This is a genomic window from Salibacterium qingdaonense (assembly GCF_900114715.1).
GTDB lineage: Bacteria > Bacillota > Bacilli > Bacillales > Marinococcaceae > Salibacterium > Salibacterium qingdaonense.
Map to the genome: position 1 here is coordinate 61,379 of NZ_FOTY01000014.1, position 19,065 is coordinate 80,443.

Annotated in this window: 20 protein-coding genes; 3 read left to right on the plus strand and 17 right to left on the minus strand. The window is 48.1% G+C overall.

Going from position 1 to position 19,065, the window contains the following annotated elements; translation table 11 throughout:
• Nucleotides 1-96 precede the first annotated feature (96 nt).
• Complete coding sequence (locus BM058_RS11525) at nt 97-1,746, minus strand: BCCT family transporter (protein WP_090927196.1); 1,650 nt, start codon at nt 1,744-1,746, stop codon at nt 97-99.
• A 309-nt stretch (nt 1,747-2,055) separates the two neighbouring features.
• On the opposite strand from BM058_RS11525, the gene BM058_RS11530 reads away from it, so the two are divergent.
• Nucleotides 2,056-2,559: a CotY/CotZ family spore coat protein gene (locus tag BM058_RS11530; protein ID WP_245736960.1), complete on the plus strand. Its 504-nt coding sequence runs from the start codon at nt 2,056-2,058 to the stop codon at nt 2,557-2,559.
• A gap of 56 nt (nt 2,560-2,615) precedes the next feature.
• On the opposite strand, the gene BM058_RS11535 is transcribed toward BM058_RS11530, so the two are convergent.
• Complete coding sequence (locus tag BM058_RS11535; protein ID WP_090927197.1) at nt 2,616-3,182, minus strand: NADPH-dependent FMN reductase; 567 nt, start codon at nt 3,180-3,182, stop codon at nt 2,616-2,618.
• 16 nt (nt 3,183-3,198) lie between these two features.
• Complete coding sequence (locus BM058_RS11540; RefSeq protein ID WP_090927198.1) at nt 3,199-4,254, minus strand: LLM class flavin-dependent oxidoreductase; 1,056 nt, start codon at nt 4,252-4,254, stop codon at nt 3,199-3,201.
• 112 nt (nt 4,255-4,366) lie between these two features.
• Between BM058_RS11540 and BM058_RS11545 the strand changes: the two genes are divergently transcribed.
• Nucleotides 4,367-4,714, plus strand: a complete 348-nt coding sequence (locus BM058_RS11545; protein ID WP_090927199.1) for a winged helix-turn-helix transcriptional regulator — start codon at nt 4,367-4,369, stop codon at nt 4,712-4,714.
• A 43-nt stretch (nt 4,715-4,757) separates the two neighbouring features.
• Here BM058_RS11545 and BM058_RS11550 read toward each other — a convergent pair whose 3' ends face one another.
• From BM058_RS11550 to BM058_RS11610, 13 genes are all read right to left on the minus strand, one after another.
• Complete coding sequence (locus BM058_RS11550; protein WP_090927200.1) at nt 4,758-5,759, minus strand: LLM class flavin-dependent oxidoreductase; 1,002 nt, start codon at nt 5,757-5,759, stop codon at nt 4,758-4,760.
• Between the two features lie 159 nt (nt 5,760-5,918).
• Nucleotides 5,919-6,569, minus strand: coding sequence for a deoxyribose-phosphate aldolase (gene deoC / locus BM058_RS11555; RefSeq protein ID WP_090927201.1), 651 nt, complete (start codon nt 6,567-6,569; stop codon nt 5,919-5,921).
• Nucleotides 6,570-6,592: 23 nt separating this feature from the next.
• Nucleotides 6,593-7,414 carry a purine-nucleoside phosphorylase gene (locus BM058_RS11560; protein WP_090927202.1) on the minus strand — a complete coding sequence of 274 codons (822 nt, stop codon included), beginning with the start codon at nt 7,412-7,414 and terminating at the stop codon, nt 6,593-6,595.
• Between the two features lie 7 nt (nt 7,415-7,421).
• A complete protein-coding gene (locus BM058_RS11565) occupies nt 7,422-8,249 on the minus strand; it encodes a purine-nucleoside phosphorylase (RefSeq protein WP_090927203.1) in 828 nt (275 codons plus the stop codon).
• On the minus strand, nt 8,246-9,445 hold the full coding sequence (deoB, locus tag BM058_RS11570; RefSeq protein WP_090927204.1) for a phosphopentomutase: 1,200 nt from the start codon (nt 9,443-9,445) through the stop codon (nt 8,246-8,248). Before deoB ends, BM058_RS11565 begins: the two co-directional genes overlap by 4 nt.
• A 17-nt stretch (nt 9,446-9,462) precedes the next feature.
• Nucleotides 9,463-9,630 (minus strand): XapX domain-containing protein, encoded by a 168-nt coding sequence (locus BM058_RS11575; RefSeq protein WP_090927205.1) that lies wholly within the window; start codon nt 9,628-9,630, stop codon nt 9,463-9,465.
• Nucleotides 9,631-9,708: 78 nt separating this feature from the next.
• On the minus strand, nt 9,709-11,010 hold the full coding sequence (locus tag BM058_RS11580) for a pyrimidine-nucleoside phosphorylase (protein WP_090927206.1): 1,302 nt from the start codon (nt 11,008-11,010) through the stop codon (nt 9,709-9,711).
• Nucleotides 11,011-11,033: 23 nt separating this feature from the next.
• Nucleotides 11,034-12,254, minus strand: a complete 1,221-nt coding sequence (locus BM058_RS11585; protein ID WP_090927207.1) for a NupC/NupG family nucleoside CNT transporter — start codon at nt 12,252-12,254, stop codon at nt 11,034-11,036.
• A 657-nt stretch (nt 12,255-12,911) separates the two neighbouring features.
• Nucleotides 12,912-13,973 carry a dipeptide epimerase gene (locus BM058_RS11590; protein ID WP_090927208.1) on the minus strand — a complete coding sequence of 354 codons (1,062 nt, stop codon included), beginning with the start codon at nt 13,971-13,973 and terminating at the stop codon, nt 12,912-12,914.
• Nucleotides 13,974-14,029: 56 nt separating this feature from the next.
• Complete coding sequence (locus tag BM058_RS11595; RefSeq protein WP_090927209.1) at nt 14,030-15,196, minus strand: DUF819 family protein; 1,167 nt, start codon at nt 15,194-15,196, stop codon at nt 14,030-14,032.
• Nucleotides 15,197-15,317: 121 nt separating this feature from the next.
• Complete coding sequence (locus tag BM058_RS11600) at nt 15,318-15,638, minus strand: DUF3870 domain-containing protein (protein ID WP_090927210.1); 321 nt, start codon at nt 15,636-15,638, stop codon at nt 15,318-15,320.
• 225 nt (nt 15,639-15,863) lie between these two features.
• Nucleotides 15,864-16,589 (minus strand): GntR family transcriptional regulator, encoded by a 726-nt coding sequence (locus tag BM058_RS11605; protein WP_090927211.1) that lies wholly within the window; start codon nt 16,587-16,589, stop codon nt 15,864-15,866.
• 87 nt (nt 16,590-16,676) lie between these two features.
• Nucleotides 16,677-17,363 carry a DUF4396 domain-containing protein gene (locus BM058_RS11610; RefSeq protein ID WP_090927212.1) on the minus strand — a complete coding sequence of 229 codons (687 nt, stop codon included), beginning with the start codon at nt 17,361-17,363 and terminating at the stop codon, nt 16,677-16,679.
• Between the two features lie 316 nt (nt 17,364-17,679).
• Between BM058_RS11610 and BM058_RS11615 the strand changes: the two genes are divergently transcribed.
• Entirely contained in the window at nt 17,680-18,105 is a 426-nt protein-coding gene (locus BM058_RS11615) for a hypothetical protein (protein WP_090927213.1), read from the plus strand.
• A gap of 304 nt (nt 18,106-18,409) precedes the next feature.
• On the opposite strand, the gene BM058_RS11620 is transcribed toward BM058_RS11615, so the two are convergent.
• The gene (locus BM058_RS11620) at nt 18,410-18,766 is read right to left on the minus strand and encodes a HepT-like ribonuclease domain-containing protein (protein WP_322787882.1); all 357 of its coding nucleotides are present in this window, start codon (nt 18,764-18,766) and stop codon (nt 18,410-18,412) included.
• Nucleotides 18,767-19,065: the final 299 nt, after the last annotated feature.

The window sequence follows — 19,065 nt, forward strand, 5'->3', positions numbered from 1 at the left end:
AGAAACGCCTTTCATCATGACCAACCTGTATGCCGGATTCCTCATGAAATAAGGAGCTGTCCTCTCTTTGAGGACAGCTCCTTTTGTTCTGCCATATTATTTACTGGTATCGTTGTTGGCTTCGTTGTTGGCTTCATCAGTGAAGACATCTTCATCAATTTTTCTCTCGCGCTGCAGGTCTTCAAGTGCAGCAAATATACGCTGTCTCTCCGTCGGCAGAGAACCTTCGCGGAGTTCCTTGCGTAGTGCCTTAATCAGGCAGTACACCATGAGAAACATGATGAGCATAAACGGAAACCCGCCGAGAAATGATGCTGTCTGCAGGGAACTGAGCCCGCCTGCAAGAAGCAGGACAATCGCAAACAGTCCTTCAATGGACCCCCAGGTGATACGGATGGCGATTGGGGGATTCGGGTTCCCTTTTGACGTCAGCATACCGATAACGTACGTACCCGAGTCCGAAGACGTCACAAAGAAGACGGCAACCGAAACCATTGCTACTGAAATTAACAAACCAGAGAGCGGGAAGTTGGACAGAAGCGCAAAAAATCCCTGTGCTTCATCCTGCATCACCGCATCGAGAATATTCATTCCGCCAAAGTGCTGGTTGTAGAGAGCCGCCCCACCGAATACGCTGAGCCAGAACATACTGAGTCCAGTCGGAACGAGAAGAACCCCGATAGCAAAGCTGCGGATGGTTCGTCCTCTGGAAACACGTGCAATGAAAGAACCAACAAATGGGGACCATGCTATCCACCAGGCCCAGTAGAAGATCGTCCAGGATTCATACCAGGCGTTTCTTGAACCGTCCGTGGCGTCCATACCAAACGACATAAAAATCAGATTCTGGAGATAGGAACCTGTGGAATGAGTAAATGCGTTCATGATAAACAGTGTAGGTCCTATGATAAATATAATCAGCATCAACAGGCCGGCCACACTCAGATTGATTTGACTCAGCCATTTAATCCCTTTATCAATTCCTGTCGTGGTGGACAAGATAGCAAGAATGGTAACGACAATCACGATACCAACCCATGTCGCATTATTGTTCGGCAGACCAAAAAGTGTTTCCAGGCCTCCGCCGATCTGCATAACTCCGAGACCAAGAGATGTCGAAATACCAAGAAGTGTAGCAAGTACACCGATAATGTTGACGGTATTGCCCCAGAATCCATTTAGATTGTCTCTGCCAAGAATCGGTTCCAATGTGGAACTGAGAAGCATCGGCAGGTTTTTACGATAAGAAAAGTATGCCAGTGCACAAGCAACAACAGCGTAGACAGCCCATGGATGAAAGCCCCAGTGGAAGAAGGAATACTGGAGTGCTGTATGTATTGCCTCTGCTACTTCTCCTTCCCCGGACGGCGGAGAGCTGTAGTGGTTAATCGGTTCGGAAACACCCCAGAACAACAGCCCGATTCCCATCCCCGCACTAAACAGCATGGAGAACCAGGATAGTGTAGAATATTCCGGTTTTTCCCCGTCCTCACCGAGTTTAATTTCACCAAGAGGACTGAAAATAAGATAAATCGTGACAATGACAAAGAAAGTCGCGCCCAGAATGAATCCCCAGCCGAGTGTGCTCGTCATCCACGCGAAGGCGTTATCCATATATGTCCCGAAATCAGGTAACAACGTGCCAACAAGGACAAAAGCAACAGCAAGTATAAATGAAGTGATAAATACGGGGTTTTTCAGCACCTCACCGGTTGTTTTTAACCCTTTCCCATAATTATTATCCACGTTTCTCCTCCTCTTTAAAAATAATGTGTTATATTCACTATCCCTTTTATGTTAGGAAAAATGAAACAAACATACAAATCGTTCGTGCAGGCATACAGATATATATATATGCACATAACCGCAATAAACTTAACATGTTCTTAATATTTGCATATATATCGTACTTATTCGTTATATCTTGCAAATGAGTCGATTCCTTTCTCTTAATTTTTACATTTTCGGAAGATATACGACAAAAATTATGGGTAAAAACCTCCGACACCACATCAGAACAAATTTATATAATGGTAGAGAAAGGAGGGATGGAATATGGGAAACCGTAGACGAAGAGAGGTAGAGATAGAGGATACCACATGCATGGAAACCAGGCATTCCAAAGACCTTTGTGTATGCGATACTCTCCTTCATATCAAAAAAGCTCAGGATGAAGCGGAGGAGAGAAACAATCCTAACTGCCGCAACGGCTGTTACAATGATTTGTTAAGCGGCAATAACAATAACAATGGAAGAGATACAATCCCTTTTCTACTTCAGGGAAAGGACGGCAGCTATTTTCACGCGGCCGGTTCGATCGGCAGAAGAGACTGCTTTCAGACTGTTTTCTTCCGCGTCGAGAAAGTATCGAAGGAAGACTGCTGCGCGGTATTATCGCTGCTGCGTCCGGATTGTCCACTCGATTTCAATAAATGCTGCATCGATCCAAGTTCGCTCTGCCACGTAGATGAACTATCCCGCACGAGAGAGTGTATCCACGTCGACTTAAACTGTTTCTGCACGGTACAGTGTCTTGACCCGGAACTGGTCGAGGAATAAAAAATACCGAAGGAGCGATACGTCGTTCCTTCGGTATTATCATACAATGGTTCTCCTTAGAAATCGTAAGCCGAGTCCTGTTCTTCCTGGATTCTCGTCAACACGCCGGTGCGAAACGCAGTATCCTCCACGAGGCGGTCGATCCGGAAAAGAACATCATCATCTGTGATCTGTTTTTGGTGGAAATTCTTTTCTTCGATAAACACGTACCCCTGCACGATTTCTGCTTTCATGTAACCGAGAATCGGTTTTAACTGCTGCTCGGCAATAAGGTAGTGTTTTGCAGAACCGGCGGTAACAAGTATACTTACCACTTTTCCACTAAAAGCATCACCGGGAAGCAGATCAAACAGGTTTTTCAGTGTACCCGGTATGGAAGCCTGAAATACAGGCGTTCCAATAATAACCGCATCTGCTTGCATAATGGTGCGCACGACGTAACCGGTATCTCCGTCATAATCGAGGTGATGCCGGCCATCGCTGAACTGTACGTTGTATTCCGCGAGATCAAGAAGCGTAACGTCCGCATCCGGAAGCTGTTTTTGCAGCGAGGCTGCGGTGTAATCCATCGCTGTCCGTGTTTTAGAGCCTGCTATCGATCCGGATAATGCCACTACATTCATGTCTCATTCCCTCCTCTTATTTTGCTGTATGCTTCCGGACTTCCGGCAGAATGTCGGTTGCAATGATTTCGATATTTTTGCGGAGCTTATCAAACGGTACGCCCCCAAAATCAATCTGGGCAATGTAACGTTGATGTCCGAACACTTCATGCTGATGTAGTATTTTTTCGATGATTTCCTGCGGACTGCCGATGTTCATCACACTTCGTGTATCGGCTCCCTGCGCAAACATCTGTTTTGAAAAACCACGTCCATTCGTCCGTTTCATTCCTTCGTTAACGTGGGGATACATCTCCTGCAGCGCCTGCTGCGTAGTTTCCGCCGCATAGAAAAAACCCGCTGTCGCAACAGGAAGTTCCGCCGGATCAAACCCGCCGGCTGTTGCTGCTTCCCGGTAGGCATCTACCGTTTGTTTAAAGGCATCGACCGGACCGCCGAGATGCGCCATAAACATCGGTACACCCGCGTACCCTGCTTTCATGGCGCTTTGCGGGGTGCCGCCGACTGCCCGCCATATCGGAAGCTTTCCTTTTTGAGGTCTTGGCAGCACTTGTGCATTTCGAAGCGGCGCCCGGTAGTCCCCGCTCCACGTCACTTTTTCCTGTTCATTAATCTGGCGGAGCAGGTCAAATTTTTCTTCATACAACGCTTCGTAATCCCGGATATCGTAACCAAGCAGATCAAACAGACCGATACGGGAAGCGCGGCCTGCGACAAGCTCGGCACGGCCTCCTGAAATCAAGTCCACCGTCGAAAAGTTCTCATACACCCGCACCGGGTCCGAGGTGCTGATAATTGTGGAGGAACTTCCCAATTTTATTTTTTCTGTTGCCTGGGCAATGCCTGCCAGTACAACCGCATGCGCCTGCGTGGCAAAGTATTCCTGATGGCTTTCCCCTACACTGAAAAAATCAAGCCCCGCCTCGTCAGCGAGTTTGGCAAATTCGATAATCTCCTGTATACGCTGCTGCGCGGAAATTCGTTCTCCTGTATGTGGATCCGGCAGATGATCACCGAGTGTGTAAATGCCGAATTCCAATCCTTTGCTTTCATTTATTCCGTAGTGCTGCATCATTTTACCCACCTTTCCTGTGCCATGTTATTATAGAAGATATACCAAACAAAAAGAAGTACGCACTTTAAAGTGGTGTGGTATCTTTTATGATACCGGGGAGGTTGATTTTATGGAAAAAGTACCAGAGCAATGCCGGGTGGAAGATGCTCTAAGCATTCTCACCGGAAAATGGAAACCAATTATTCTTCTGCATCTTCTCCAGGAAGGAACCCAGCGTTTCAATGAACTGAAACGCAAAATGCCGGGTGTTACGCAGAAAATGCTCACCAAACAGCTCCGCGAACTGGAAGAAGAAGATATTATTGCACGCACGATTTATCCCCAGGTGCCTCCAAAAGTCGAGTACGCGATGACCGACTACGGCCGGAGCCTCGAACCTATTCTTGAAGCGATGCATGAATGGGGACGCAACCACACGCTTCGTAAAAGACAGAAACAACAAACATCCACATCCTGAAAAAACGCCGGAGCTTTTGTTGCACCGGCGTTTTTTCATCGTCTTATTCCGATACGACTTCTTTCAGGATTTCGAACGATCGTTTCTGTTTGTTTGGATCATAGATGTAGGAAACGGCCATCAACTCGTCCACATTGTATTTCTCCTGAAACTGTGTCAGCTGCTCGCGGATGGACTCTTTACTTCCAAGAAACGTCATTCTCGACATAGATGACGATGCTTCTTTTTCCCGGGAATTCCAGATCTCATCCATATCATCAACCGGCGGGCTGAGCGGCTCCCGGTTACCACGGACGACGTTTAGGAAGAACTGCTGCATCGTCGTCTGTTCCCGGCGTGCTTCTTCGTCGGTTTCTGCGGCGATCACATTCGCACACACCATCATATACGGCTCAGCCAGATAATCGGACGGCTGGAACCGGCTTCGGTAGATCGCAATCGCTTCTTCCATCTGAGCCGGGGCAAAATGGGCGGCAAAAACATACGGAAGACCAAGTTTAGCCGCGAGAACAGCTGAATCGGTGGATGAACCGAGAATGTAAATCGGAATATTGGTGTTGATACCAAGATCGGCTTTTACGTAACCCTGCTCTTCTTCCGGACCGAAATACGTAAGCAGCTGCTGTACGTCATCAGGGAATGAGTAGACAGACTGATCCGTTTGGGAACGGCGGAGCGCGGAAGCCGTCAGCATGTCCGTTCCCGGTGCACGACCGAGTCCAAGGTCGAGGCGCTCCGGATAAATGGTGGCCATCGTACCGAACTGCTCGGCTACGACGAGCGGAGAATGGTTGGGGAGCATAATGCCGCCGGAACCAACCTTGATTTCGTCGGTATATTCGAGAACGTGCTTCATCAAAATGGATGTCGCAGAGCTTACGAGTGTCGATGTATTATGATGTTCGGCGATCCAGTAGCGCGCGTACCCCATTTTTTCCAAAGACTGCGCCAGATCAACCGTTGCATCGATCGCGTCTTTTTTGGATTCACCCTGGCGGACAGGCGCCAGATTGAGGGCGGATACTGGAATATTTATATCTGCCATATGACATATCTCCTTTTTCCATGCAGCATTTTCTTTTCCTCGGTATTATAACACCATCCTTTTTCTTTTATTGTAATTCTGCTCATAAAGGGAATTTTTGTTCGATATCACTTGTAAAAGAAGAGCTCCCCGGCAGGTGACGGGAAGCTCTTCTTGTCTTTATTCATTTACAATCGATATGCTGGCGCTGGCTCCGATCCGGTCGGCGCCGGCTGCTGCCATGGCATCTGCGGTTTCCCGGTTCCGGATGCCACCTGAAGCTTTTACGCCGATATCCGGCCCTACGGCTTCGCGCATCAAAGCGATATCTGCAGTCTCCGCTCCGCCGCCTGCAAAACCAGTCGACGTTTTCACAAAATCGGCGCCGGCATTTACTGCCAGTCTGCAGGCTGTTTTCTTCTCTTCATCCGTCAACAGCGCTGTTTCGAGAATCACTTTCACAAGCGCCTGTCCTTGTGCTTCGGTCACGACGGCCCGGATGTCGTTCTCCACCGCCGTCTCTTCTCCGTCTTTCAAAAGGCCGATCGGAAGAACCATATCAACTTCTTCGGCGCCTTTTGCGATCGCATCTTTTGTTTCAAACATCTTCGTTTCAGTTGTGGAGGCTCCAAGTGGAAAACCAATAACGGTGCATACTTTCACATCCGACCCCCGAAGCCGATCGTAAGCCTCTGTCACATGAACCGGGAGGACACAGACGGAATAGAACCCATAGTCCCTTGCTTCGGCGCAGAGCGTTTGAATCTGTTTTTTGTTCGTTTCCGGTTTTAACTGGGTGTGATCAATCTTTTCTGCCAAATCTGTCCGCATACGTTATCTCTTCCTTCCATGTATTATAAGGAGGCGGTAATCGTCTGAACAAGGTTTTTGAAAACAGGTTTCGTCCGGGCCGCCACTGCGACAACATCGTCGTGTGTCAGAGGCTCCAGCTCTTCTCCAATGGCCATGTCCGTGATGCAGGAGAGACCAAGTACTTTCATTCCCATCTGATTGGCTGCAATCACTTCCGGTACAGTGGACATCCCGACGGCATCCGCGCCGCATTGGCGCAGCATTTTCAGTTCCGCCGGGGTCATATAACTCGGACCTGTAATACCGGCATATACCCCGTGCTGCACGTTGATATCAAGTTCTGCCGCTTTTTCATCCGCAACCGCGCGCAGGTCGGGAGAATAGGCCCGGCTCATATCAGGAAAACGCGGACCCATATCCGGATCATTGGGACCGATCAAAGGATTGCCCCCTGTCATGTTTAGATGATCGTCAATCACCATAATATCTCCCGGTGCAAAAGATGGATTCATTCCGCCGCAGGCATTGGTAATAAGAAGAGTGTCCACACCGATACCCTTCATCACCCGGACCGGAAACGTCACATCCTGCATGGAATGCCCTTCATAATAATGGAATCTCCCTTTCATGGCTGCTACGGTTTTTCCCTGCCATGTTCCAACAACCAGCGTACCGGCATGGCCTTCCACGGTAGACTCCGGAAAATGCGGGATCTCTTCATAATCCACCGTGACCGGGTTTTCGATATAATCTGCCAACTCCCCGAGACCAGAACCTAAAATAAGTCCGAGCTCCGGTTTTACGTCTATCTTCTGCTCGAGCGCTGCTACGGCTTCTTTCTGTTTTGTTCCTATGTCTTTCATTCTTTTGTCAGTCTCCTTTCTCTATTCGTTTCACCCATTCCCTGATCAATGACAGAAACTCTTTCCGGACCTGTTGTGTCGTATCAATCACTTCTTCGTGCGAGAGAGGTTGATCAAGAATGCCTGCCGCCATATTGGAAATGCATGAAATCCCTGCCGTTTCCATTCCCGCGTGACGGGCAGCAGTGACTTCCGGGACGGTGGACATGCCCACCGCGTCTCCTCCAAGATACTGGAGCATTCTTACTTCCGCCGGTGTTTCATAGGAGGGGCCGCTGTTCCAGACATAGACACCTTCCCGGAGATTCATGCCAAGCTTTGCTGCGGCATGCTGCGCTTCTTCCCGCAGACGCAAAGAGTAGGCTGCCGACATATCCGGAAAGCGGACTCCGAGATCGGGATTATTTTTGCCGCGCAGGGGATGGGCTCCTGCGTGATTGATGTGATCTGTGATCAACATGAGATCGCCGGCATTCAGAGACGGATTCACTCCTCCGGCGGCATTGGTAACAATCAGCTTGTCGATCCCCAGTTCTTTCATCACCCGTACGGGAAACGTAACGTCCTGCACGTCCCATCCTTCATAAAAGTGAAAACGCCCCTGCATAGCAAGAACCGGCACACCATGTAGTTCCCCAATGACGAGCTGTCCTTTGTGACCCTCCACCGTGGACACCGGAAAATGAGGAATCTCCCCATAAGGAATAGTGACTGCATCAGTAATTTCATCAGCAAGCACACCAAGGCCGGATCCCAGAATCAACCCGGTCCTGGGCTGCACTTTCTGCCGGGCTTTTACGGCACGTGCTGCTTCCTGGATGGATGTTAAATTCATCGTTGTCCCCCCTGCTGCTGCACGTCTTTCAGGAAACTTTCTCCAAACGACGGCATCCTGATCTGAAAGTTTTCCGCTACGGTCGCTCCTACATCGGCAAACGTGTCACGGAGCGGAAGGGCAAGTCCTTTATTCACAGAAGGGTGATGCACGAGCAGCGGCACATATTCCCTCGTATGATCCGACCCGTGATGCACCGGATCATTGCCATGATCGGCCGTGATAATGAGCAGATCATCGTCCTGCAGCTTTTCCAGCACTTCCGGAAGCCGTTCATCAAAGGCTTCCAGCGCATCTCCGTAACCATCCGGATCCCGGCGGTGACCGTATTTCGCGTCAAAATCGACCAGATTCAGAAAACTCAGTCCTGTAAACTCTGTGTCTATTGTTTCCAGCAGCTTATCCATGCCGTCCATATTGGAAGTCGTCCGCAGGGAGGTCGTTACCCCTTCCCCGTCATAAATGTCTGTTATTTTTCCAATGGCTGTTACGTCAAAGCCTCCGTCTTTCAGTTCGTTCATGACGGTGCGGCCGAACGGTTTCAATGCATAATCATGGCGGTTCGGCGTCCGCTCAAAGGAACCCGGTTCTCCGGTAAAGGGTCTTGCAATCACGCGGCCGACCATATACTTTTCATCTTTCGTGAGTTCACGGGCCGTTTCACAAATCTCATACAATTCTTCAACGGAAACAACATCTTCATGCGCGGCAATCTGCAGTACCGAATCAGCGGACGTGTAAACAATCAAATCCCCGGTATGCAGGTGGTGCTCTCCCAGTTCATCAAGAATATCGGTTCCGGATGCCGGTTTGTTGCCGACAATGTTACGCCCGGAGGACTCTGTAAGTGCGGTTATTAATTCGTCCGGAAAACCGCCGGGAAATGTCCGGAACGGCGCATCAATGCGGAGCCCCATCAGCTCCCAGTGCCCGGTCATGGTATCTTTGCCGGCGGAAGCTTCCTGCATTTTTGTGAAGTGGGCAAGCGGCGCCTCTGCTGCTTCGATACCCGGAAGCTTCCTGATATTACTCAACCCGAGCTTCCCCATGTTCGGCATCCTGAGGCCCCCCCGGTGTCCAGCAATGTGTCCGAGCGTATCCGCCTTTTCATCTCCATACTGTACGGCGTCCGGAGACGCGCCAATTCCGACCGAATCCATAACGATTAAAAATATACGTTTAAATGAAGTATGCATCTATGATTCTCCTTTCTTTATGCCAGCGTTTTATAGAACCAATCCACGATAACTCCGCCGAAGTATACACCCGCCACTCCTATCACCCCGGCCAGAACCGGTGGAGCCGGAAGCGGAAGCTTGAGAAATTTGAACACGATGCCGATAATCATACCGGCAGCGAGACTTAACATTAATTCTTTCACTTTTAACCTCCTATTTGTAGGACGTCCAACCTCTTATGCTGAAAAGAAAGGCCCGCCCATGACGGACCCTCTTCCTCTTTAATGAATCACATCGTACAATAGCTGAGGCGGCTTTGTCTGCTGCGTTTCAATCGTGTAGGATGACATGATTTTCGCTTCAGCTTCTTCGGTATTTTCGGTGCTGGAGTGCATAACGGCGAGGACCTCTCCTTTCTGCACCATATCCCCGATTTTCTTATGCAGCATGATGCCGGCGGCCAGGTCAATGGTGGACTCTTTCGTCGTACGTCCGGCGCCAAGCATGCTGGCAGCCGTGCCGATGTCATCCGCTGCAATGGAAGCAACATAGCCATCTTCTGCTGCCGTTACTTCTTTTTTATAAGAAGCAGACGAGAGTTTTTCCGGATCATCTGCCACAGCCGGGTCGCCGCCCTGCCCTGCTATAAAGGTTTTCATCGTTTCAAGGGCTTTTCCGGACCGCACCGCTTCACGCAGACGTTCTTCGGCCTCTTCCGTCGTTTCCGTCAGTCCGGCTGCCACCACCATATGACTGCCAAGAGCAAGACACAGCTCAAAGATGTCATCCGGACCTTCTCCTTTTAACGTTTCGACAGCCTCTTTCACTTCAAGCGCATTGCCGACTGCGTACCCAAGCGGCTGGTTCATATCCGAGATAACGGCTGTCGTATGCCGGCCGGCGCCATTCCCGATATCGACCATCGCTTGGGCAAGCTCCCGGGCTTCCTTCGTTTCTTTCATGAAAGCACCCGTTCCTGTTTTCACGTCCAGCACGACCGCGTCCGCCCCGGAGGCCAGCTTCTTACTCATAATAGAACTGGCGATAAGCGGGATAGAATCCACCGTCGCGGTCACATCACGCAGGCCGTACAACTTTTTGTCAGCCGGGGTTAAATTACCGCTCTGCCCTGTGACAGCCGCTTTGTTTTCATTTACAAGCCGGTTGAATGTATCTCCGTCAAGCTCCACATCAAAGCCGTTAATCGCTTCGAGCTTATCAATCGTTCCCCCGGTATGCCCAAGACCTCGTCCGGACATTTTCGCCACCGGTACACCGACAGAGGCAGCGAGCGGAGCCAGGATCAGGGTTGTTGTATCCCCAACCCCGCCTGTGCTGTGTTTATCGACTTTGACCCCTTCAATACCGGAGAGATCCACCTGGTCCCCCGAAGCTGCCATGGCCTGCGTGAGATGAACCCGTTCATCCGTTGTCATCCCCTGAAAGAATACCGCCATCGCCAAGGCTGACATCTGATAATCCGGAATGTCACCTGCTGTATACTGTTCTATCATGTCGCTTATCTCTGTTTTCGTTAATTCACCGCCGCTGCGTTTTTTCTCAATAACATCAACCATTCTCATTTTTTATCACCTTTTTCGTTCATTTAGACAAACATTCCCGCAATCGCAGCGCTCAGCATCGAAGCAAGCGCCCCGGCGATGACCGCGCGCACACCGAGCTGTGCAATTTCCGAGCGTCGTTCCGGCGCCAGACTCCCGATCCCGCCGAGAAGAATGGCCAGAGAACTGATATTGGCAAAACCACACAGAGAAAACGTAATGACCGTGATAGCCTTATCCGACAAATCACCAGCTTCAATTTCCGGTGCAAAATTGGCATATGCCACAAACTCATTCAAAACCAGCTTCTGGCCGACAAATGATCCGGCACGAATCGCTTCTTCCCACGGCACGCCAATCATGAAAGCAACCGGAGCGAAAACGAATCCGAGAATCCGCTCGATCGTCAATCCGTCTGCGCCGAACCAGGCGCCTACTCCGCCGATAATGCCGTTTACCATTGCAATCAATGCAATAAAAGCAAGAAGCATGGCACCGACGTTCAACGCCAGACGCAGTCCTGTGGAAGCACCGTTGGCTGCGGCATCAATGATATTCTGTGATTCTGAGTCTTTTTCCAGCTCGATATGGTCCGTCGTTTCGGACACTTCGTTTTCCGGCATGATCATCTTTGCCATAATCAAACCGGCCGGAGCAGCCATAAAGCTTGCCGCGAGCAGGTAATTCAGTGGAATACCAAGTGCAGCATAACCAAACAGCACTGAGCCTGCCACGGAAGCAAGTCCTCCAGTCATTACGGCAAACAGTTCAGATTTCGTCATATTGGAGAGAAACGGTTTTACGACAAGCGGCGCTTCCGTCTGCCCGACGAAAATGTTGGCAGCCGCCGACATCGATTCTGCTTTGCTCGTTCCAAGAATATAAGACAGAAAGCCGCCGATCATTTTAATGAACCACTGCATAACACCAATATAATATAATATCGCAATCAAGGAAGAGAAGAAAATAATAACAGGAAGCGTTTGCAGAGCAAAGACACTTTCTACACTTTCGATAGCAAGCAGATCGCCGAACAGAAAGTTAATTCCTTCATCCGTATAACCGATAATGTTGGAAACATATTTGGTGAACCATTCCAGCGCCTGTCTTCCTGAATCCCACTGCAGCACAATAAAAGCAAACGTAAGCTGTATCGCCAGTCCCCCGAGGATCGTCCTCGGCCGGATAGATTTTTTTCTGGCTGAAACGAGAAATGCAAGAAACAGGACAAAGACAATCCCCATCAATCCCCAAAGAAAATCCATGATAAAACCTCCATATATATATAGTGAGTAAGCGTTTTCTAAAAACTGCGTTAAAAGAACCCTATGTCGTTAGACGTCCAACCTCTATAATTAAAAAATAAGGAAAGCCCTTTCAATAAATGATGATATCCTCTCCCCTGTTCGGAATGTTGTATTCATTGTAAAGGTTAGACGTCCAACAACACAACCCTTTTTTCATAAGAAAAGCATAAAAGGCCCGTCGGAGTGCACGAACGTCTTTTTTCGCGCGGCAGTCTGCCTAAAACGATGATACGGTAGTCCCTTGATTACGTTTTGACTGCTCCTATGTACTGTAAACGTCATTATGACCTGTTCTATGTCACGTTTGGCCGGAGTCCACCGGTCAAAAACTGTCTTATGATCAGTTTATACTTACGTTTTCGGTATCCTCCCGCCGCTTTTTGGCCGTAAGATAAGAAAAGCCGTCTGCTCTTCCACCGCCGTATCCCCTGGATCAATCAATGCTTCACGTGCCGCTCCGCGGGTCTCATCAACAAGCGCGCCTTCATATCGTTCAAGCCTTCGAAGCGAAAGGTCCCCCCCCCTCCACTTATGCGTGAGTTACCTTTTTTTCACAAAAAAGAGACTGTACCTCTTGATACAGCCCCAATGAAAGTTTAACAGCACCTCCAGGAATTAATATAATCCAAGTCCCGGTCTATTAGACAGTTCAGCGGTGTTTCCCTGCCATTTCATCCCTCCTTGTTCGACTTGATCCTGCAGCCAGAGCGCAGCATCAAGGTCATATTTTGTAATATTACTGTGAGCGTAAGCCAGATGCGCGGCCGCTGTGACGGATAGGTGCGATTCCATCATACTTCCGATCATACATTCCACCCCGGCGCTTTGGGCCATATCAGCTATCTGCCTGGCCCTGCGCAAGCCCCCGCATTTCATCAGTTTAATATTAAGCAGGTCCACGGCTTCCTCTTTTATTAATCGAAAAGCATCAGCCGGCGAAAAAACACTTTCATCCGCCATGATCGGAGTATCAACTCTTTCCCGGATATATTTTAAACCGGCTGTATCACCAGCAGGGACCGGTTGTTCCACTAATTCAAGATTTGTTTTTTCTTCAAGCGCGCGGATAATTTTGACAGCATTCTTACTGCTCCATCCCTGATTGGCATCCAGACGAAGCTTCACACTGTCTCCGACCGCTTCGCGAACCTTTGTGATACGCTCTATATCCAGCTCTTCCTCGTTGCCCACTTTTATTTTTAATACGTCAAAACCCTGTTCCTTGGACAGTTTTGCACTGTCCTGCATTTTCTCAAGATCATCGATACTGATCGTCATATCGGTAACAGGAAATACGGCGCCCCCGCCAAGGTATTGATGAAGGGGCAGGCCGAAAGTTTTACAATAGGCGTCATGCAGAGCAATATCAACCGCAGCTTTGGCACTCGTGTTCGCCACGCAGCTTTCCTGCACAGCGGCTAAAATGTCTTCCAACTGCTCAATATCCCGCCCAATTACCGCTTGTTTCACCGGCCCCTCTATGGCGGCTTCGATGCTTTCCAGTGATTCTCCAGTAATCTGCCATGTGGAAGAAGCGGACCCAAGGCCGCTCTCTTCATTTTCAAGCTGGATGGTTACATCCACTACTTCAATAGAATTAATACTCCGAAGTGCTGTTTTAAAAGACTTTTCCAAAGGCAGTAATGTTTTTTGTGTTGATAATTCAATGATTTTCACGACGTCAGACTCCTTTTTTCCGATATCTCTCATTGCTCCATGGTTTGAAGCTGTTTTTACAAAAAGGACAATAATTGGGCGGTAAGCAGGCCGAAATAAGTGCCAAAGAAGGAACCGGCCAGGGCCATTACCACTCCGATGGGAATGAGTGCACGGTGATAGGCACCGGCAAGCAGCGGAGCGGAGGCCATACCGCCGATATTGGCCAGGCTTGAGACACCTAGTGTAAATAAATCCAGCTTAAATACCTTCGCTGCCAAAGCCATGATAAGGGCATGGATAGCCAAAATGATAAAACCGGAGATAATATAAACAGGCGCCTGCCAAAAATCAGAGAAATCAGCTCTGGACGCAATTAAAGCAATCACAATATAAAGAAAGACATTGGCTATATCCATGGAGCCTGGGATTTTGGATACTCTTGTCATGGCGAGCAGAACCCCTGCTATAGAAACAATGAAAATAGTCCATGTGAGCGGACTGATGATATCACCGTAGGATGGGAGCAGACCGCCAATACTCGTAGCAAGAGCAGAGCCGAATATACCTATAGCAATTAATCCCATTAAATGAACGAAGCTTGTTTTTTCATTCTGCTTTTGTTCCTCTTCTTCTATCAGCTCTTTGCTTACTTCATCAAGGTGAGAGGTGTTTGCTTTTGCCCAGCGGTTAAAGACGGCCGCAAACGGAACAAGCCAGAACATAGCCATTACCCAGGTGGAATAGTTAATGGTATCCATCACCAGCGCATAACCAAAGATATTTTCCGGAATGTCCAGAATTCCCTGAATGATGGCCATATTGGCAGATCCGCCGGTCCAACTTCCCGACAATGCACCTAGTGCCTGCCAGGTATCTGTGACATAAAGACCTTTAAAGATGAGATACGTTACAACAAATCCGAGAATGATGCTGAACACCGCCGTAAAGTAACCAATCAGCATTTTGGGACCAAGCTTGATAAGCTTTCGTAAATCACAGTTTAATAACATTAAAAGAATCAAAGCTGGTAAAATCGCATCTCTTACGGTACCGTACGTATTGTCAACGGATTCACTGTCCCCCAGCACACCGATGGTTTTTAAAAAGGCACCAGCAAAATAAATGAGGATAATACCAGGTACATACTTGAAAAACCTGCTGTCCGAGCTTTTTTCGATATAAGCAATAAGCCCGGCCAGTCCAATCATGATCCCTAAATACAAAAAACCCTCCTGAATCATGGAAAAACTCCTTTCATTCTAAAAAGTGTCATAATATAAGAAAAACCCAGCCAATAGGAAAAATAATTCCTATCAGCTGGGTTTTATCTACGTATCAATAGATAAAGCAGCGTGATTTCAGCTATTCTGATTCAAGTGCCTGTTCATATTTTATCCGGGCATGCTTAAAAGCGGTTATAATCGCTTTTTGAGAAGAACCTAGATAACGATTCGTCACACTGTTTGTTACAGCATCACTATCCCAGATTTTGTGACCGGTGAACAGGCTTTGTACAAACTTTTTAGTCAATCCCAAAACCGAAGTACAGTCCGCATCTACAATAGTGCCGTCCGTGCGGTCAATGACAAAACCTACAAAAAAAGTGTCGTACTGCTTCATAATGGGGTTGTTTCCAGGAGATTTTGCTTCTCCCACAACGTAAACTGTTTTCTCGTCATACATGGGCTCGTGCTCCTGAAAAGTCAGTCAGACTCCATAAGGGATTTTATCCGGGCAGGATAAAGTCACGAAATAGAATGAACTGCTTTTGGAGATTTTTCTAAATATTAACACATCTAAAAATTATCCACAACAGTAAATTGTTATGTCTTGTTATACTTTCTGCCGCGACAGGTTCTGGACCATGCGCGGTTGGCGCTGAAACTGGATCCAAAAAAAAGACAGCTTCTACAGCTGCCTTCTTCGAAATACATTAAAACTGATTTGATCGGATTTGAAAAAGTTAATCGAGTACAGCACCGGTTCATCTGCCATGTCATAATGGACCTGTTTCAATACGAGGAGCGGCGAACCGTTTTCGCACTGCAGCATCGTACTGATTTCTTCATGATAGCCCATCGTTTCAATATTGGCTTTGGCGTAGCTGATTGTCACGCCTGCCTTTTTCTCCAGCGAGAGCAGCATCGATTCTTCATCCAGGTTGTAATCCTCTTCAAGCAGCCCCGCCGGAATCTTGTCCACGCAATAGACAAGCGGATCGTCATCCGCAGTCCGGATACGCTTAATCAGATACACCTGCTCGTCTTCACCAAGTGTAAGCTCTTTTTTATCATCGCCATGCGGCTCGGCGAAACCGGTGAATAAAATATCTGTCCCCGGTGTTTTTCCTTCGCGTTCAATCATGTCTGTAATACTGAACAACTCTTCAATACCGCCGGAAAACACCGGTTTTTTGTTCACAAACGTGCCGATTCCGTGTTTTCGCACCATGATGTGCTCTTCTTCGAGAATCCGCAGCGCTTCACGGAGGGTGTTCCGGGAAACATGAAGCTGTTTCGCATACTCGTTCTCTGACGGCAGGCGCTCCCCGGGTTCCAGCTCCCCATTTCTGATTTTCTCTTTTATTTCTTCAATAACCGTCACGTAGCGGGGATGTTGAAATGGATTTGTCATGATAAGCCTCCAGCATTCTTCTATCTATTATAGTATCAGACAACTTCAACACCCGTCTATCAGATATCGGCGCGCATCGATGCTTCCTTACATCGCATGCTTTACTCCTTTTTTCACAAGCAGCCAGTTTGCCGGGTAACTCGTAAGAAAGCCGAGCATCATCGCGATCTGCATCATAAACCAGAATACCGCGCCGCTTGGTTCCGGCGGCTGGGCAAACAGGAGATAGTGGGATACAGCCATCCAGCCGAACATGCCGACTTCAAACGCAATAAGCGACCACGTATCTGCTTTGACCGCGTTCTTCAGCTTCTCCCGGGGACTTCCTTTTCCATGGGCCCCCATGCCGTAGTACTGAAAAGCGATCCCGAAAATGTAGGCCAGCACAAATTCCACCGCGTATTCCGCAAACAGTGTGCTCCCTGCGATAGTCAGTCCTGTCAGCACGACAATCGGCACACCGATCATATCGCCGAGCGAGCAGCCGCTGCTACAGTGGGTCGTAGATACAAAAACACTTTGCCAGAACGGCTTGTTTTGATGTTCGTGGTGTTCGTGGTGTTCATGCTGATGATGATGGGGATGTTTATTCTGCCCCAGCTTCCAGTACGCCCACAAGCCGATTACCGGAAAATAGAGTCCGGTCAGCGGCCAGACGACATTCATAATAGGCATCATCTGCTGCGGGCGCCGCACCACATCTATCGTGATATAGACAGCCTGCAGCACCCCCACTATAATAAACAGCCACGATATGATTTCCATCGCACTCATCGTCAAAACTCCTTTTACAGGTAAACTCCGTAAGAACAGGATACCCGGTGAATCACAGGAGCAAACAGTCCAGGAAGGAAAAAATAAGCGGAGATACCGGCGTATCGAGGGTTGAATACTGCAGTATCCGGATGCTTCGCCGGTACAGTAAGATGACTGCAGGCAGATGGATATCCTCCGGGCTTTCGCAGCAACACTCTAATATCGTTTATGATAACACAAATAGAACGCAAAGCCGGTCGTACGGGGTTATTCCGGTACAGTTTCTTTATGATAGTATGGGGTGAAAGCTTTTGTTTAAAGAGGAGGCCCTATCATGGATGATCGTTTAAATAACGGGACATCAAACTCCGTCAAAGTAGAAAATATGAAAATGAAAATAGCCCTTCTTTCTTTATTTACATTTGGTATACACTTTATTCTTCTGTACATAAGCGGTTGGCATCAACCTTCCAGCCACTCTGTCATGGGACCTATTTTTTTCAGTGCTTTTGTTACAGCCGTGCCATACATGATTTTTGTTTATATCCCCGCACGATTCATATTCACACGGCAGATACGGGGATGGATGAAACATGTTTTATTTCTTCTTATCTCGTACGGCTTATTCTACCTATTATCCATGATGAGTGAGGAACTGGGGGATTTGATGGGGATAGACTATATCCCATTCACCCTCCTTTTATTTTCAGCCTTTTTACTATGGGACAGTATGTCAAAGGCGCTGGACGAAGAGGAATAGCTCCTCGCCGGCGCATGATGTCATCGGTCCACCGGGTAAATCATCTACTGTTACATCCATCAGACTTGCTGCCGGCAGTATGTTATCCACAGGACAGGAGTCCATCTCGTTTATTCAACTAAACGTTTGTAATTTGCTTGCAATTGACCTCTTACCATAAAAATAACGCCGGGCCGAGGAAGTCCCTCAAACCGGCGTCATTGGCGCAATTATGTATGGTGGAGCATATCGGGACCCGCACCGATGATCTCTTGGCTGCCAGCCAAGCGCTCTCCTGCCATTATCGGTAACACTGCCCCACTTCTTATTGAAGCTCTCTCATCATTTGTTCTATTAAAGGTTTTGTGTTCTTTAAATCGACAGTGACGACTTCCCATACGATCTGCTCATCAATACCGAAATATTCATGAATTAGAATATTCCTTAAGCCTATTATATTTTTCCAGGGTATTAGCGAATACTTTTGACGAATCTCTGATGGAACATGTTTTGCTGCTTCCCCTATAACTTCGAGATTGCGAAGCACTGCATCTATTAAAAGCTGGTTTTGGTCAAATTCTTCAAAACTCAGGCCTGTGGTGTAATTTTCAATTTTATTAATGCAACCTGAATCCGTGATAAAGAGGGTTATTGTTTGAGTGAGGTTCCGTTCTATATCTATAACTCGTTTCTACTTTAGGAATACGCTGGGGGCAAAGAAGCATCCGCTGCAGGCGGACGTTTTCCGCGGGCAGCGCCTCAGCTATATCAAACGGAAAAACCGCCGTTTGATAGGATCTTCGGCTGCTGCTCTTCCCGCTGGAAGCGCCGCCTTCCGCTCCTGCCTTCGTTTTCTTTTCTTTAGAAAAGGGTGCTCTTGCAGCAACACAAAGAAACCTACAGGGTTTCTATAGGTTCGCTCATCGATAGAACAGGTTGAAGCAAAAGAGGACGCGCTGTCTTTTTAGGTAGGAGTATACC